14 protein-coding genes are annotated in these 16,069 nt (G+C 34.2%); all 14 read right to left on the bottom strand.

Annotation, left to right across the window (positions count from 1 at the left end; all coding sequences use genetic code 11):
• Positions 1-305: 305 nt before the first annotated feature.
• Positions 306-2,663: a tyrosine-protein kinase domain-containing protein gene (locus GQR94_RS06315; protein WP_158974685.1), complete on the bottom strand. Its 2,358-nt coding sequence runs from the start codon at positions 2,661-2,663 to the stop codon at positions 306-308.
• Between the two features lie 87 nt (positions 2,664-2,750).
• Entirely contained in the window at positions 2,751-4,100 is a 1,350-nt protein-coding gene (locus GQR94_RS06310) for an undecaprenyl-phosphate glucose phosphotransferase (RefSeq protein ID WP_158974684.1), read from the bottom strand.
• 100 nt (positions 4,101-4,200) lie between these two features.
• On the bottom strand, positions 4,201-5,016 hold the full coding sequence (locus GQR94_RS06305) for a WecB/TagA/CpsF family glycosyltransferase (protein WP_158974683.1): 816 nt from the start codon (positions 5,014-5,016) through the stop codon (positions 4,201-4,203).
• A 112-nt stretch (positions 5,017-5,128) separates the two neighbouring features.
• The gene (locus tag GQR94_RS06300) at positions 5,129-5,719 is read right to left on the bottom strand and encodes a DapH/DapD/GlmU-related protein (RefSeq protein ID WP_199271545.1); all 591 of its coding nucleotides are present in this window, start codon (positions 5,717-5,719) and stop codon (positions 5,129-5,131) included.
• Between the two features lie 8 nt (positions 5,720-5,727).
• On the bottom strand, positions 5,728-6,627 hold the full coding sequence (locus GQR94_RS06295) for a glycosyltransferase (protein WP_158974682.1): 900 nt from the start codon (positions 6,625-6,627) through the stop codon (positions 5,728-5,730).
• Between the two features lie 64 nt (positions 6,628-6,691).
• Positions 6,692-8,176, bottom strand: a complete 1,485-nt coding sequence (locus GQR94_RS06290) for a hypothetical protein (protein ID WP_158974681.1) — start codon at positions 8,174-8,176, stop codon at positions 6,692-6,694.
• Positions 8,177-8,299: 123 nt separating this feature from the next.
• Positions 8,300-9,517 (bottom strand): glycosyltransferase family 4 protein, encoded by a 1,218-nt coding sequence (locus GQR94_RS06285; RefSeq protein ID WP_158974680.1) that lies wholly within the window; start codon positions 9,515-9,517, stop codon positions 8,300-8,302.
• A 31-nt stretch (positions 9,518-9,548) separates the two neighbouring features.
• Positions 9,549-10,427 carry a hypothetical protein gene (locus GQR94_RS06280; RefSeq protein ID WP_158974679.1) on the bottom strand — a complete coding sequence of 293 codons (879 nt, stop codon included), beginning with the start codon at positions 10,425-10,427 and terminating at the stop codon, positions 9,549-9,551.
• Positions 10,415-11,239, bottom strand: a complete 825-nt coding sequence (locus GQR94_RS06275; RefSeq protein WP_158974678.1) for a glycosyltransferase family 2 protein — start codon at positions 11,237-11,239, stop codon at positions 10,415-10,417. Before GQR94_RS06275 ends, GQR94_RS06280 begins: the two co-directional genes overlap by 13 nt.
• A 5-nt stretch (positions 11,240-11,244) precedes the next feature.
• Positions 11,245-12,522 carry a hypothetical protein gene (locus GQR94_RS06270; protein WP_158974677.1) on the bottom strand — a complete coding sequence of 426 codons (1,278 nt, stop codon included), beginning with the start codon at positions 12,520-12,522 and terminating at the stop codon, positions 11,245-11,247.
• An 18-nt stretch (positions 12,523-12,540) separates the two neighbouring features.
• Positions 12,541-13,650, bottom strand: a complete 1,110-nt coding sequence (locus tag GQR94_RS06265; protein ID WP_158974676.1) for a glycosyltransferase family 4 protein — start codon at positions 13,648-13,650, stop codon at positions 12,541-12,543.
• A gap of 20 nt (positions 13,651-13,670) precedes the next feature.
• Positions 13,671-14,342 (bottom strand): DapH/DapD/GlmU-related protein, encoded by a 672-nt coding sequence (locus GQR94_RS06260; protein ID WP_158974675.1) that lies wholly within the window; start codon positions 14,340-14,342, stop codon positions 13,671-13,673.
• A 90-nt stretch (positions 14,343-14,432) separates the two neighbouring features.
• On the bottom strand, positions 14,433-15,107 hold the full coding sequence (locus GQR94_RS06255; protein WP_158974674.1) for a CatB-related O-acetyltransferase: 675 nt from the start codon (positions 15,105-15,107) through the stop codon (positions 14,433-14,435).
• Positions 15,108-15,118: 11 nt separating this feature from the next.
• A complete protein-coding gene (locus GQR94_RS06250; RefSeq protein ID WP_158974673.1) occupies positions 15,119-16,069 on the bottom strand; it encodes a hypothetical protein in 951 nt (316 codons plus the stop codon).

Here is a 16,069-nt window from a genome sequence, read left to right as displayed (position 1 = left end):
TTGACAAAACTATTTATTTTTTCCAGTTAAGGGATGTAATGTTATATTTATTCGTTGAAATACCTAAATTTATTTGATTTTAACTTTTTTGAGCGGGTTTTCTGAGATTTAATGCAAAAAGTGACACCTATAACTAGGATACTGATAGAAATAAATCGCGTAAAACTCTTTGAAATTAAGGAAGTTATGGTTGGGTAAAGGATTGAATCATAAATATTTTAATAAACTTTTCTGTCTTAATGAATAACTAAAAAAGGGTGTACTATATTGTTAGTACACCCTTTTTTAGTTTAGTTATTTGCTCCTTAGTCCCCGTAGGAATATCCGTATTTATTGCCATAGGCGAAATTATTTAACTTCAGGTCATTAATGACAAAACTTACATTTTTCAATTTCCCTGTTTTTTTGGAATCATTTACAAATTTCAAGGCTTCTTTTTTAGTCACTTCAGAACGCACCACATATAAGGTAACCAAAGCAAACCTGTTGATTAAAAAAGTATCCGCAACGAGTAGTGCTGGTGCGGTATCTACTACGATATAATCAAACTCTTCTTGCAATTGCTCAAACATGGCTCCTAAGCGTTCCATTTGAAATAATTCTGCTGGGTTGGGAGGGATCGTGCCTGAAGGTAAGATTTTTAAACTTTCATGTAAGTCCGTAGCTCGATACAATTCTGATAATTCTAAATTCCTATTCACCAAATAATCGCTCACTCCAAACACTTTTTTTAAATTAGTGTCAAAACGATGAAATTGGGGGTTTCTTAAATCCCCACCCATTAGAAGTACTTTTTTTCCAGATAATGCGAGCGTAATGGCAAGATTCACTGCCACAAAAGTTTTTCCTTCTCCCTTAGTTGTAGAGGTTACAAAAATGGTTTTTCCACCATTATCGCCCATATTGTTAATCATCGCATACTGCAAGTTGGCAGAGAGGATCCTAAAGGATTCTGCCAATACCGAACGATCATTTTTTAGAATGAACTCATTGTCTTTTTTGTTGAGTTTAGGCAATTCTGCTAAAATGGGAATGTCTTTAGAACCTTTTTCTACATCGGCTCTACTTTCTATTTTATTGTTCCACAATTCTCGGCCTCTAATAAATACAACAGGAATTAGTAAAGCTAGTATAAGTGCTCCTCCTAAGACAATTTTAGGACTAGGGGAGATGCTATTTCGTGTGCTAAAGGCCTCATCAACAATTTTTGCTTTGGGCGCAGAAACCGATAAGGCTAAGGTGTTTTCTTCTCGTTTTTGGAGTAAGTACAAGTACAAGGCTTCTTTAATCCCCTGTTGTCGTTCAATACCCCTTACCTGACGTTCTTGGCCAGGAATTTGCGACATTTGAAAGCCTAAGGAACCAGATTTTCTTCGTAGATTATCTTGCGAAATCATTAAATTGTTGCGCGTACCTTCTAGATTGGACTTTAAATTGTATTTTAATCGGTTAATTTGGTCTGACATGCCTTTTACGACAGGGTTTTGTTCTGTAGAACTTGCGGCCAACCTATTCCGTTCAATGACTAAGGCATTGTATTCAGAAATAAGTTCATTAGATGAAGAATTATCCAAGCCTAAATTGGAAGGGAATAAGTTATAGCTATCATTATCGGCATAACTTAAAATCGACTGCGTCAATTCTAATTGGGTTTGTATTTGTTGCTGTTCTTTATTAAACTCACTTACATTTTGGATTAGCATAGAAGATTCTACCCCAATATCAGTAAGTCTATTTTGTTCTTTATAATTTTCCTTGCCAGATTCTACAGAATCTAATTCCCCGTTAATGATTTGTAAACGTTCGTCAATAAAATCAGCCGTATTTTTCGCAATTAAATTTTTATCTTCAATGGCTTCCTTGTTGTATTCGTAGACCAGTTGATTTAAAATATCTTCGGCTTTTTGGCTTACCCTATCTTCTAGCCCTAATTCTAGTAAGGTAGATTTTTCCTCGACGATGTTTACGGCTAACTTTTTAGAATAATTTTCGGCAACATTATTCAATGGAATAAAGGTTACCAGTACACTTTCCCATGTGCTGGAAAACAAAGAATTTTCATTATTAGCTTTTACAGTGAAATCAGCAAAATCTAATTCAACTGGAGTATCGTATTTTATGGTCTTTGTACTCTTTTTGGTTTCATTAATTAGTTCAAAATTTTCTGTTCCTTTTTTACGGATCCTAAACGTGTTGTTTTCAGCGGCAATAGCCTTCTCTAAGAGTTTTTCATCAAAACGAAGCATTTGAATGATTACAGGAGTCTGGTCGTATAATTCATTGACCGTAAAACCAGAATCATCTAAATAAACCACATTTAAATTTAAAGCTTTCGCCGTATTAAACATTAAACGTTTGGAACGCAATAAGCCCAATTCATTGGCAATACTATTGGTTTTTAAGCCACTTAAAAGATCTATTTGCATTCCAGAAGAAGATGCTCCTGAAGAACTGCCATTTTCTTCATCATTAATGATAATACTAGATACGGTCTGAAAGGTTTTGGGGGCATATTTCAGGTAAGTGATTGCGGCTCCTAAGCTTAGGCATAATAAAATTAGAAACCATGGCCAGTACCGTAAATATTTGCTTAGAATCTCGCGTACATTTAAAGTGCTTTCATCTTCCGAAACAGGCAAATATCTGTATTGTTCCTTTTCCATAAATTGAGGGTAATTTAATAAGTGTTTAATATACTATTTTTTTTATATGTTTATTGGGTACTTTAGGTCTTCTGACGAATATAGAATTTAATAGGCACGTTCTTCGCCACGGATGGCATTAAGTACCGTATAATAAATTATTCTTAAGTCTAATTGTAGGGACCATTTTTCCATGTAAAAGATATCATAACGTACTCGGTTTACAATATCAGAATTTTCTACAATCTCGCCTCGATAGCCTTTTATTTGCGCCAGCCCAGTAATTCCGGGTTTTAAAAAGTGGCGGACTAAATATTTATCGACAGATTTTTCATATTGCTCTGTATGTAACTGCATATGGGGTCTTGGGCCTACTACACTCATGTTGCCTTGAAGTACATTAAAAAATTGGGGCAATTCATCAATACTAGTTTTGCGTAAGATACGGCCCAACTTTGTAATCCGCATGTCTCCCTTAGTCGCCATCTGCGTATCACTGTCTTCATTCTTTGTCATTGATCTAAACTTATAACATAAGAATGTATTTCTATTGACTCCATGCCTTTTTTGTTTAAAAAACAACGGTCCCTTAGAATCAATTTTCATTAAAACCCAAACCAATGGAGTTAACCAAGAAAGTATAAATAGGATGGCGAGACTAGAAAACATAATATCAAAAATACGTTTTACCACATTGGCGTATTCTAATTCTAGGGGGGAGGCTCTTAAATTTAAAACAGGTACTTCGCCATACAATTCAATAGACATGGCTCTGGAAAATAACTCTTTATTATCAGGGACTATTTTAATTTTTTTAAAACTATTGTCTGCAATGCGCATCAAGGCTTGGATTTCATCTTTAGATAATCTCGAAGCCATACAATAGACTTCCTCTACATTATTTTCGAAAATGTAGTTATATGATTCTTCAATAGAGCCCAAATAGGTCTTACTTTTAGATTTCGAATTGTCAAAATACCCCATATAAGTATAGCCATACTCTGGAGTATCAAAAATGCGTCTTAATTTTTTTAAATTTTTATCTCTTCCTATGACGGCAACCCTCACCCCTTGGCTATATCCCTTAGCGCGGTATAAATTTCGAGCCCAATAAAATAGCAAACGATAGGCCGTTAGCATCAGACAAATGAGAACATAGATAAGCACCAAATAGGGTACCGGATAAGATTGATCTCCTAAAAAAGTAAAAGAGGTAAAATAGACCAAACCAAACAAGATAAAAAGAATGATAAAGTTCTTTAAATTGGTGCCAAAACCTTCTCTTCGTGCAGTGGGATAAAAATCAATACTATAAGTAACAATCAACCAAGAGATATTGTAATACAATATACTATACCCATGATCGTAGACCTTTGGTACTGATAAGAACAGGATAAGGTTCAGGGAGATAATATGAAATACAAACGATAATGGAATGACAAAATATGACTTCTTCATTAATTTTTTTGCTATGCTCTGTATTTAAAAATTATTTTTTTAGTGGAGAAAAATACATACCGTATTTTTTAAGTAGTAATGATAAGGCGGTAATAGTGTTTTAGTTTTCAACTTCAATTTCAATTGCAGTCTTAATTTTAGCCTTAGTTTCTGTCTTAGGAGCATTTTTTGCTTCTGTTTCAAGTTCTGGGCCTTTAAGTTTCGCTTGGAGTAGGTAGCCTAAATATATAAAACCATGAGTGACATATCGGGTCCACATTCTTCTGGGTTCTTTAATTAATCTGCCCAACCATTCTAGCCCTAATTTTTGCCAAACTTCACTGGGCCGGGCAACGGTGCCTGCATAAAAATCAAATACAGCACCTATGGCACAAATATACCCAGTGTTTAAGGCGTCTTTATGGTCAAAACTCCATTTTTCTTGTTTTGGAGCTGTCATACCAATAAAGAGTACATCGGGATTAAAATTATTTACTGCTGTAATCATTTGAGCATTATCTACCGTGGAAAATGTTTTCTTAAATGGCGGAGAATATGCCCCAACCTTAATATTTGGATATTCCTGTTGCATTTTAATTTTTATCTTCTCTAAGGTTTCTGGAGAAGCGCCTAAATAAAAACAAGAACCTCCTTTTTTTTCTAAGGAATTTAGAAAATAAGCATGTAAATCTGCACCTGCAATTTTCTTTATTTTTTTTCCATATAAAAACTTGGCTGCAAAAGTAATACCGATACCATCCGGTAAAAGCACATCTGAGGCATGCAATGTTTTTTTAAATAGGGCATCCTTTTTTGCCATACAGTACGAGTACTGATTGATGGTATTAATTACCGTATTTTTTGTTTTGGGTAAATGATCAAGATGATCGGTAAACACGCGGTATCCTAAACAGGATGTGGTTGAAAATGTATTCATAAATTTGGTTTTTATGAGTTACTAAAATGGTTAATTTGGAAATCAAAAAAAGTAAATAGGTTCGCATTTTAATGGGTTTGGGACATTGAGGATGCGACCCTTGGACTAGTAATTATTTTTGAACAGGAATTCCTTGAACACCTGTATACGAACGATTTTGGTTTAAAAAATCGTTCTCTAATGTTATATGTTTTTTTAAATCCTCATCCGTATCAAAACGGGAGCATATTTTTTTAGCAGGGTTGCCTCCAAAGATGCTATAAGGCTCAGTATCTTTAGTGACTACGGCACCTGCAGCAATTATAGAACCTTTTTTAAGGATTACTCCGCTCATAATAATAGCACCATAGCCTATCCAAACATCATCTTCGATGATGGTTTTACTGGTTAGTCCTTTCCAATTATAAGCATCATCTCTTATTCTTGAAGCCATACGTATAGGAACCCCAATTTGCTGATAATGATGATCATATTTACCTACAATGGCCACTTTATTACCAAATATTACATTATCACCAATACTACAGTCTGTTTCTATTTGTGAATCCCTTCCGATATAGAAATTTTTTCCAATGACTAATGAATTTTTAGCCCAAAGATGCACGCGCATTCCTGCGTAGAAATTTTCACCAATGGTGTACTTCTTCCATTTTACTTTTTGGAGGTAATAAAACCGTAATTTTCGAACAGCATCTTTTATCATGATTTTACTTATTTAAGAAGGGTTTCAATTTTAGATCTAATGCGCGCCATAAGGCCCATTTTAGATTGAAATTTTTTTTGGTATTCGTGACTTATACTTACAGTCTCAGGAAAATCAAAATTCAAGCTGTGTTCTTTATCTAAATAGGGGAGGTATCTTTTTTCTGATCCATTGGTATGTGTCGCAAATTCATCAAAACCATCATTGTATATTTTTGAGCCTAAGGGATATAATGTTAAGCCTCCTATTTTAAATTGATGGTAGAACCAGCGTATGGCCCAAGAATCTAACTTGCCTGTCATCTGTTTGTCTAACATCGCATTTAAATCAGAACCTCCTTTGGCAAATTCTTTACGTTCTTTTTTGTTTTCTGAAAATTCAGCATAAGAAGCTACGTCCCAATCTACTTTCTCCCAGCGATCGCGCCATGTGGCCCAACCCCAAGACCAACCGCGGTTTAGTAAATAAGTCGTGTTTGGGTTTTGATCTTTAATACGCAAATCAAAGGAATACCCAGAAATGGAAAATATCTTTTCTTCGGTGGTATATTTTGATAAGGCTTGGTTCATATAAGTCAAAAAATTTGGTGTAGTGAGCAAGTCATCTTCTAAAACAATTACGGTTTCGGATTGTTCCATTACCCTGCTTACACCACCAATTATGGAATTTGCTAACCCTTTGTTGGTAGGGGAAGCACTAATAGTTACCGATTTAAAACCATCAATAGTTTTTAAATACACCCTTATATCTTCTATAATCTTTTTATCCTTTTCTTGTTTTGGCCCGTCTGAAAATATGAATAAATCTGAATCTGAGGCTAATTCATTTTTCTTTAAAGCATCAATAGTGTTTTTTAAAGCATCTAGCCTCTTATAGGTAAATAGGAGTATTGGAGCGGGTTTAATCATCTAAATAAAATTAGGGTTCTATTCTTTTTTTTAAAAAGAATGTTGTGTTAAGGGGTACTTATATTTATCGGTTGTACTTTTCAAAGCCTAATTTGGCCAATATACTCTTGAATTTATATTTTAATTTTACTTTGGGTGTTTCGGGGTTTATAGGTTCTAGTAATACTTCTGGCCATAAGGTTTTCATAGTGTCTTTATACAAAGTGTAATCTGGTTTTGATCGGTACTTGGTGTCAATATGAAGCATGAGGTCTAATAACTCCCGATTGTTAAATGGGGTAAAAGTGTCGTGTACAATATCCCATTCTAACTGGCTCTGTGTTTGCCAACTGCCAGTGCTTACTTCCCAATGAAACAAGTCTAAAATGTTATAGCCTTTATTGGTATTAGGATCTTTAACCTCGTCATACCAAGCTGCAATTTGGTTTTCTATAAACGGTATCCCCTTCCATTTAGGATTAATACTCATGATGTCTTGGCTAGACTTCAATTCTGGATGAATGCCATTTTTATAAAAGAAACATCTTCCTGTTTCGGAACAACTCCCTTTTACAGACATGGTTCCTTCTGGTAAGTTTTGTGAAATACCATAGGCGATATGACCCCAATCATTCAAGTGTGCCATGTCAGAATTAGCAAGGTATATTTTTTTAAACTGGTTGGTAGTCTGTAACCTACAGTCCATTACTTCATGTGAGAAGCCTGTTTTTTTTGATAAGGATATCGGAATCCTGATATCATTGGAGTGCTGGTCTAAATTTCTATACTGCAAGGTGTAAAAAAGCATGTTTTCTGTTACTTTTTTACTGGCACTTAATAATATTCTACTATCAAATCCACTAGTTAAGCCTAGTCCTAGATTATATTTTCTACTACCGGTTTCTACCGTAAGTTTTAAAAGTTCTGCAAATTTTTGTCTGGCTTCCTCGTAATTGTCAATTTCTAATTTTTTAACAGGCCAGTACCTAGTTTGTTTTAGGGTTTCACTTTTTAAATAATGATTGGCTACTAAATGATAGACATCTGGATATAGCGAGGTACCACTAGGGAACCAGTTTTCTTTACTGCTTTTTACATAATCAGAATTACGATAGCTATCAAAGCGCTCCCCCTTAACAATTACATTTTCTGTAACGAGTTTTAAAAGCAAGGGTTGTGATGCTGCATAAAATTCATTTTTCTGCTGGGTATAAAAAAATGATTTTAGACCACAGGCATCGTTAAAAAAAGTGAAATTATTTTCTTCCTCTATGATGAGTACAAACCTACCGACTAAGCCATATAACACTTTTGCAATACCATTTTTATCAGTTTGTTGCAGTAGTATTTCTAGAATGTCATTAGGTGATAATTCTGGTTTTCGGGGATCCAAAACATGGCCAAGCAAGACGCCTTTTTTATTAGTATTGGTCGCTGAGGTTTGTAAACAATCAGGGTGTACGTGCAAATGGTGTTTGCCCAATTCATGGTTGTTCCAATAGTCCAGTTCAGGACATGCTTTAGGGGACAATAAAAACTGTCTTCTAAATTTTAAATTTTTTAAACTCATACTTTTGATTACACATGTTTGGTACATGTGTAATTAATTTGGTTAATATTTGGTTCAAAATGAATTTACGAGAGGATCAATTTTACTGGAGGGAGATTGTTGAAATTGATTGCCCGTTATTTATCATTGGTAAAACCGTTCGGAGACAAGTTTTATTTTCTTTGGCCATGTCTGGTCTTTTGCGTATAAATAAGCATTTTCAGACAATCTTAATAATTCATCTCTATTGTGATCTAGTTTAACTATGAAGTTGGTTAATTCTTCAATAGTTTTTTCTGGTTTTTGAACACTTACCTTAATACCCTTGTCAGAATTTACCATTAAACTTTGTCCATGAAGGTCTAAGGTAATTATAGGCAAGCCAAATGCCATGGCTTCAATGAGTTGAGCTGGCGAAGAATCTCGCAATGAAGTAAAGAAAAAGGCGTCATGACTTGCGTAGTAAGATTTTACCTGAGCAAAAGGTACTTTACCTACCCAATTTATTTGATTCTCTAATTCATACTCTTTGCACTTAGTTAAAAATGCGTCTCTCATTTCTCCATCGCCTACAACGGTCAAGGTGATATTCGGATGTTTTTTAAGCTCATTCATTACTTCAAGTACTAATAAAATACCTTTGCGAGGTAAAAAACGACCAACCCAAAGTAACTTTAATTCTGTTTTATTATTCCTAGTTGGCATTTCCGTGTCTTCGAAAAATGTACTTGGTAAAGCAGCATCTAAAATGTGTTCAACATTTTTAGCACCCATAGCCTTGGCCATATTCAATGTATCTAAATTGGTAGCCAACACAATTTTGGCTCGCCTTATCATCGCTTTACACGCAGGGTTCAATTTTTGTAGTAATACACTTATTTTTTCTCTTTTTATTTCAGTAGTCCAGTGTTGATTAAAATAATGTTTAAAGGCCTCAGGAGCTTTTTGACCCCCACCAGCGGGGCCAAAAATAAATGGTATCGGTAATTTGTACATAAACGAACCTTGTTGTAAACTTCCCCAAGTGACATGATGTGTTAAATCAAAATTCATTTTTTTATGGGCCTGTTTCGCATGTCTGTACGCCAACCATTGCCATGTTAAATAATGCATGTACATGCCCAGTTGGGTCCAGTAGTACATTTTATCTAAGCCGAAAGGCAAATCAACATAGGCAACCTCTAAGTTAGGATTGTTTTTCCTCGCTTCTTCTATGGCTTCTTTACCCTTACTTGTGGTAATGCAATAAACCTGATGCCCATATTTACTCAATTGATCTGCCCAATTAAAACCATTACCAGGTTCAGACCCTTTTGAAGGATCACAGGAGTATGCAGACAAAATAACTTTCTTATTTACCATGAGAATTCTTACCTAAATTTACTTACTTTTATTAATACCTTGCTTTTTTCTCTATCAACTTCTTTTTAAATCGATTTATGACCGTTACACCTACAGTATTGATTGTTTTTAACCAACCATCAATGCTTACGGAAAAAAGAAAAGGATGGTATTCTTTCTTAGAAAGTGCGATTAACTGTTCTTTATCTAATTTTAAAACATGACCTAAATTATGTCTTAAAAAAGGGAAGCCATGGTTAGCAGTTTTAAAGGGTACTCTTAAAATTTCTTCTTTTTTGTGAAAGCCTGCATACTGATTAATGTCGAACGAAGATTTACTGGATTGAAAATAAAAATAATCGGTTCCCTTATTTATAAAGTTGTCAATTAAATAATATTTGGCGCGCTCTGTATCTTTATATTTATACAATAAAGGGTCTGTAATAGGGTTCGAGTTTTGCACGATTAAATTTAAATTTAACTGAGCATTAAAGGCATATACACGTTCCGCTTTTAATAATCCACCATAAAGCATTGCTGCAAAACCTCCCGCAGAACTACCAATAGTATAGACCCTAAAACCTTTAGTCAATTCTTGAAATAATTCAAATAGTTTATCTGGGGTGTTATTGGTTGCACTAATACCTTCTATATACCATTGCTTTTGAATATCGCGAATAAAAATATGCTTGTGTGCGATTCTTAGAAAATTACGTTGCCATTCAAATTTATCCTTTACCAAAATACTATTTTCAAAAGCTTTAGCCGTATTTGGGTAATATAATTCATTACTACTAAAATACAGTATACACAGGTCTTTTTGCACATTCTCTCCTTCATGTAATTTCACTTTGAAATTATCAGTATTGGTGTAAGTAGCTTTTACTTTAGGATTGTCTATTTGGAAAATAGTGTTGTCTACTGTTTCCATAAATTAGGTATTAAAAGTCTGAGGTGAATAGATAGCATATGTTTTAAGGCTAAGCCTAAACCAAAATGTCTTTTTATATAAATAAAATAATATTTAGGGTGGCTATTGCCTAAAGGGGAGTACAAGGCTTTAAGTCTTTCTTTAAAGGGTACATTGCTGTAACACCATTTGGGTAAATAGTCATTACTTTCACAAGTGCCTAAATAGCGTTTAGTGGTTATTAGTTTAAAGCCGTTAGCCATAGCGCGTTGGCCATAATCAAAATCGCCAATGGCATGCGGAAAAATAGGATCTAAGTTGCCGACACTATCGTGCACTTTTTTAGGGACTAACAAGCAGTTACCATTAATGCTATGGCATTCTTGAATGGTGCCATTAGGTATTACGGGCTCCCCTTTTTTCGTTTGACCTCCATAGGTGAATTTTTTGGTTTCTTCGCTACAGAAAGCAGCACAAACTACTACATTATTATCCTTCTCGATCGCACACGTTAAAACTTCTTCTAGTGCGTTTGGATATAAGAAGGTGTCATCATTTAATAAGATGTAATAGTCAAATTCATCGGTATTCGCTGCCGTATCCCAGGCTAAATGCATTCCTCTGTTCCAGTACAAACTGCCTGTACCTTGAATAACCTGTACTTGTGGAAATTTTTCACGAACGCTAACTCCTGTTCCATCGGTAGACCCATCGTCTACTAAAAAAACCTTTAGCACCATATTATCTGGAACAGAAGCGAATAAATTCTCCAGACAAGCCAAGGTTTTATCTACCCTATTAAAACAGGTAAGTAATACCGCTATTTTATACATAAAAATTAAGATTGTTTAATAACACGCACCCTTTTAAGGGTTGCTTTACGGTAGCGGATATCAAAAATACCGCGTACCCAATATTTAAATTCCCCATCGGTCATATTTCTAAATGAGGACGAATAACACATGCCTATTATAATCCACAAGAAAATATAGGAAAGATCAAAACGACTAAAATCTTCTACCCAACCATAGGTCCAACGGAAGCAGACATATATGGATAATATTTTCATATACCAACTTTTAGATGTATATAAAGCCAAATAAGAGGCTCTTAAAAAGACTAAAAAATATAAGAATACACCAACAAGGCCTGTCCAGGTAAACACATTTAAGATGGATACTTCGTTAGCATAACGTTCAAATTTTCCTGTTCCTGTTTGTGCTTCTATTTCAGCACCAAACAAGACGGAATCATTACCGCGCGCAGGAGTTCTACCCCACCAAACATAATCATTTATAATTGAAGAAGCGATTACCTCAATATATAAACCCGTTCTAGTATCCGCTGTCAAATCTTCTTCTTCGCCACTACTACTTTGTGTTGAATACTCACCCTTTACGTAATCACTGATTTTAAAAACATTAAATTGACCTGTAAGCCCTAGAATAAATAGGACAATCGGTAAACCTAGTAACAAAATACGACCCAAACCTAGAATTTGTTTTTCCACAAATGGGCGCAAGTAATACAACAAGCCAAAGGCGAAAGGCACAATAAATTTGATGACATTACTACGTGCCGCAAAACTTGCCGTTATTCCTAATATAGCAAAACACAACATGGCTATTCTCCATTTTTTGGTAAGTAAAGGTAAAAATAGTAGTGTAAAACTTATTGGGATAAGGTATACACCGTAGGCACCTCTACTCATTAAAACAGCAAAAAGAAAAAACGCTGGCAAAATGTATTTCATATACGTATTAAAAATATTTTGTACCATTTGACGGTTGGTGCTAATATAAATCGTTAATGGTAATAAGAGTACAAAACCCATGGTTACTAAATTTTTCCATTCCCAATAGTTTTCAGCAACAAAACAACCACGAACGATAGAGCTGATGTTCCATGTTAAATATACAAATACGATTGTAGCATTGCGATTATTAGAGGTGTCGTAAAATTGATTTTTAATTAGAAGAATAGCAATTAAAGCGATAGTATTCATGGCCCACCAAATGACTGTTGTACCTACTGGTACAAAAGTCCATGGAGAAATGGTCTGAACCGCAATTAAGAACATTATAATGGTTAGATATTTCCTATTTTCTTTTTGCATTATAAAACTAAACTTGAATTAATTATATAATTTCATAATACCTTCAACGCCTTTTTCTACAGAAAAATACTGTTCAACATATTTGTTGGCATTCTTACCCATGAGTGCGTTAAGTTTTTTATCCTCGTACAATTTAATTACTGCTCTTGCTAATTCCTCATAACTAGGTTCAATTAAAAAACCATTATCATTATTTACAATTAAGTCCCGCAAGCCTGGGGCATTATATAATACTGAGGGTATTCCACTTGCCATAGCTTCAATAGCCGCGATGCTTAAGCCCTCAAATTGTGAGGGCATCACATAGACATCTGAGGCTATCAAATAATCTCTAACGTTAGGCCGATTGCCTAAAAATTGAATTTTATCGAATACATTTAATTCTCTAGCTAAACTATGTTCTTCTTCTTCTGTATGTCCTTGTCCTAAATGCAAATAGATGCACTCAAGATTTTTATTTAGTATAGCCAGTGCTTTTATTACATCATGATGATTCTTTACATGGCTACATCCCCCCGTTGAAATAATTACAAAAGAATCTTTGGGTATTTCTAAAATTTCGCGGTAACGTTGTTTTTCTATTTCATCTTGAATGGGAAAAAATTTAGTACTGTCATACCAATTATTAACAACTATGGAGTCATTTTTATAATAATTTAATTCATTCTCGTAAACACTTTTTCCTATGGTTTGAAACTTTACTTTAAAAATTTTAGATGCAGTAAATCTTTCTAAGAACCCTTTAATCCAAGTCCAACTTCTGTGCTTAAAAACATTATGTACGGTACGTACTACTCTTTTTCCTGATAAATAACCGACTAATGAAAAAAACCAAAAATGTTTTGAACGATGTATATGAATTACATCTATTTTGTAGGTTTTAATAAATTTATAAACTTTTATAAAATAACGTATTAAGAATATAGGATTATATGTGTTAATAGGAAGTTTCATATAATGAACTTCAATAGCTTCAGTTTTGAATCTAGGAAGAAAATCACCAACTTTCTCACCTGTGCTTAATGCTAGCATTTCCACACCTCTAGCCTGAAATAAAGGCGCAGCGTTTGCATACATAATTTCCGCGCCAGAAAATTTTAATTCGTTAAAAATGTGTAGTACACGCATAATTCTATACTTATGAAATATTAGTATTCATTGGTCCAACGGACATTTTCTTTGATCACTTTATTTGGAATACCTACTGAAATAGTTTTCGATGGAATGTTTCTTGAAACAATTGTTCCCATTCCTATAATGGCGCCATCACTTATTTCAATCCCTTTCAAAATAATTACGCGACTACCTACCCAGACATTATCCCCAATGAACACGGGTTGTTCTTTATTAATTTTTTGATTATCCTCGTTAAATATGCTATGAGTGTCACTAGCCCAAATTTCAATTTGATCAGAAAACAAACAATTTTCTCCTATTTCTACCAAGTTGTCAGTACCAACATTTACCATTCTAACACCGCCAAAAGTTGTTCCACTGCCTATTGTAATATGACAATTAGAGCCTCTAATAATAATATTTGCTTTTCGCAATTTTACACCTTTAGCAATCTTGAGTGAATTATTTTGTCCATTGATTACAATTTGAGATTCTTCAATCAGCTCAGCTTCTGATATTATACTATTGCCCGTGCCTGTAATCTGAAATATACTTTTAGATGTTTTAGCGCCAGTAATTTTTATGGTATTATTTTCCTCTTTAAGAATACGCACGAGTAAAAAAATACCAGAATAAATATCTTTCCAATCATTTCTAGAATGTAGCAACAATTTATTTAATACAGATGCGATAGTCTTTATCATAGTAGTTGTTAATTTATTCTTACTGAAGTTTTACTTTCCTTTTAGCAGGTAACTTTAATGATGAAAAATTGATATATTTTAATTAAAACATTATCTATTTGCCATCATAAAAGTAACAATGTCTTTTAAATCCATGTTCCACCATTCTGAATTTAATAACATATTTATTTTTTCGTTATTGAATCTATAACGAATAATTTTTGCAGGAACACCACCTACAATGGCATAAGCTGGTACATTTTTAGTGACTACTGCACCTGCGGCTACTACCACTCCATGACCAATAGTTACTCCATCCATTATTAATGATTCCGCACCAATCCATACATCATGTCCAATAGTGATTTTTTGGTTTTGTTTAAATTCTACATCTTTGTCAATTAATTTATAATTGAAGGCATTTTGAACCTTGTAAAACAATGGAGAGGTAGAAATTAAATTTGTTGGGTGTGCACCTAAACCGATGCGCACACCATGCGAAATAGAACAAAAATTTCCTATTTCTGCGTGTTGTATTAAACTTCCGTAATTAATATAAGTAAATGTGCCAATCGAGGCATGATTGATAACTACATTTTCACAAACTCTAGAATTTTCACCTATACATACATCATCATTGAAACAAGCCCCATTTTCAATCTTAGAATTAGAAAAACGCTTCGTATTTTGTATATCTCGAGCATTTTTATTTGCCAAAACAAATAAGCCCTTCAGCAATCCGACAGGGAACAACATTAAACGCGCAATTTTTTTAATAAACGTCATATAGATACCATTTACCAATAACAAGCCCCTTCTACGGCATTGGCATTTTTAGGTTTTTCGTTTTCACCTGGACGTACCCAATGTTCATTAAATAAGTTCATGTAAGGCCATACCACATAGTTTTCCCACCGCTTCCCTTTAATACCAAACAACAGTTGTGTAGCTCCGGCCATATGTACAGCTTTTTTACCGCTACGCTTAACATGTGCAGCTAAAGGGAAACCATAAGCACCACAGCCAATTATACAAATATCATAAGCAGTAGCATCAATTTGCAATTTCATGTGGTTCAGAGCATCAAACCAATCTTCGAATTCAGTTTCTACTCCTGCAACACTTTGTACCGCTTTGATTGTTTTCAATTCAAATTCTGGAAGTAAGCCATTATCAAAAAGCAGTTCTCTTTTTAGATATTGTTTTTCAATTGTTTCTGCAAAAGGGTGTACCACTAATACCTTTTTACCTGCTAGAGCTTTTGTCCACGGATTTTTGGTGAAAAAAGGTTCTAAATCTTCTAATATTACTCTTTTAGCATTTACTAAACCCTGCGCAACATTCTGTTCTTCCGTTAGCCAAGAGCCCAAGATATCCACTTGTGGTGTATCATGTAGCATCAGATCACAAAATGCTTCTATTTTTTCTTGCGTAGGAGGGAAGAAACCACTCCACACTTGCATTTGTTTTAATATTGCTGGTTCCCACCACCATTTTAAACTTTTGCCTGTGATAAAATCTTGTTTATTCTGATTGTTTATTCTGATTCCAATATAATTAGTTAATGTCGTTAACTCAGTAGATCCAAAACGCGCAATCATACAAGGTTTATCTGCCATTAAAGCTTCATAAACCAATTGGTTTGCATACTCTTTATGTGAGAACATTTTCCAGTTTCTACCCTCTACATGCGCATTGGGGAAAAGTGTTTTATGCCCTTTTTTTAATAATTTTAAAATTGCTTTCAT

The organism is Cellulophaga sp. L1A9 (assembly GCF_009797025.1).
Classification (GTDB): domain Bacteria; phylum Bacteroidota; class Bacteroidia; order Flavobacteriales; family Flavobacteriaceae; genus Cellulophaga.
Note: the sequence above shows the minus strand (reverse complement) of the source record. Positions and strands in the feature narration are given on the sequence as shown.

Excerpts from the sequence above, each read along its gene's own strand:
- GQR94_RS06315 (WP_158974685.1), bottom strand. The coding sequence starts at position 2,663 with ATGGAAAAGGAACAATACAGATATTTGCCTGTTTCGGAAGATGAAAGC.
- GQR94_RS06310 (WP_158974684.1), bottom strand. The coding sequence starts at position 4,100 with ATGAAGAAGTCATATTTTGTCATTCCATTATCGTTTGTATTTCATATT.
- GQR94_RS06305 (WP_158974683.1), bottom strand. The coding sequence starts at position 5,016 with ATGAATACATTTTCAACCACATCCTGTTTAGGATACCGCGTGTTTACC.
- GQR94_RS06300 (WP_199271545.1), bottom strand. The coding sequence starts at position 5,719 with ATGATAAAAGATGCTGTTCGAAAATTACGGTTTTATTACCTCCAAAAA.
- GQR94_RS06295 (WP_158974682.1), bottom strand. The coding sequence starts at position 6,627 with ATGATTAAACCCGCTCCAATACTCCTATTTACCTATAAGAGGCTAGAT.
- GQR94_RS06290 (WP_158974681.1), bottom strand. The coding sequence starts at position 8,176 with ATGAGTTTAAAAAATTTAAAATTTAGAAGACAGTTTTTATTGTCCCCT.
- GQR94_RS06285 (WP_158974680.1), bottom strand. The coding sequence starts at position 9,517 with ATGGTAAATAAGAAAGTTATTTTGTCTGCATACTCCTGTGATCCTTCA.
- GQR94_RS06280 (WP_158974679.1), bottom strand. The coding sequence starts at position 10,427 with ATGGAAACAGTAGACAACACTATTTTCCAAATAGACAATCCTAAAGTA.
- GQR94_RS06275 (WP_158974678.1), bottom strand. The coding sequence starts at position 11,239 with ATGTATAAAATAGCGGTATTACTTACCTGTTTTAATAGGGTAGATAAA.
- GQR94_RS06270 (WP_158974677.1), bottom strand. The coding sequence starts at position 12,522 with ATGCAAAAAGAAAATAGGAAATATCTAACCATTATAATGTTCTTAATT.
- GQR94_RS06265 (WP_158974676.1), bottom strand. The coding sequence starts at position 13,650 with ATGCGTGTACTACACATTTTTAACGAATTAAAATTTTCTGGCGCGGAA.
- GQR94_RS06260 (WP_158974675.1), bottom strand. The coding sequence starts at position 14,342 with ATGATAAAGACTATCGCATCTGTATTAAATAAATTGTTGCTACATTCT.
- GQR94_RS06255 (WP_158974674.1), bottom strand. The coding sequence starts at position 15,107 with ATGACGTTTATTAAAAAAATTGCGCGTTTAATGTTGTTCCCTGTCGGA.
- GQR94_RS06250 (WP_158974673.1), bottom strand. The coding sequence starts at position 16,069 with ATGAAAGCAATTTTAAAATTATTAAAAAAAGGGCATAAAACACTTTTC.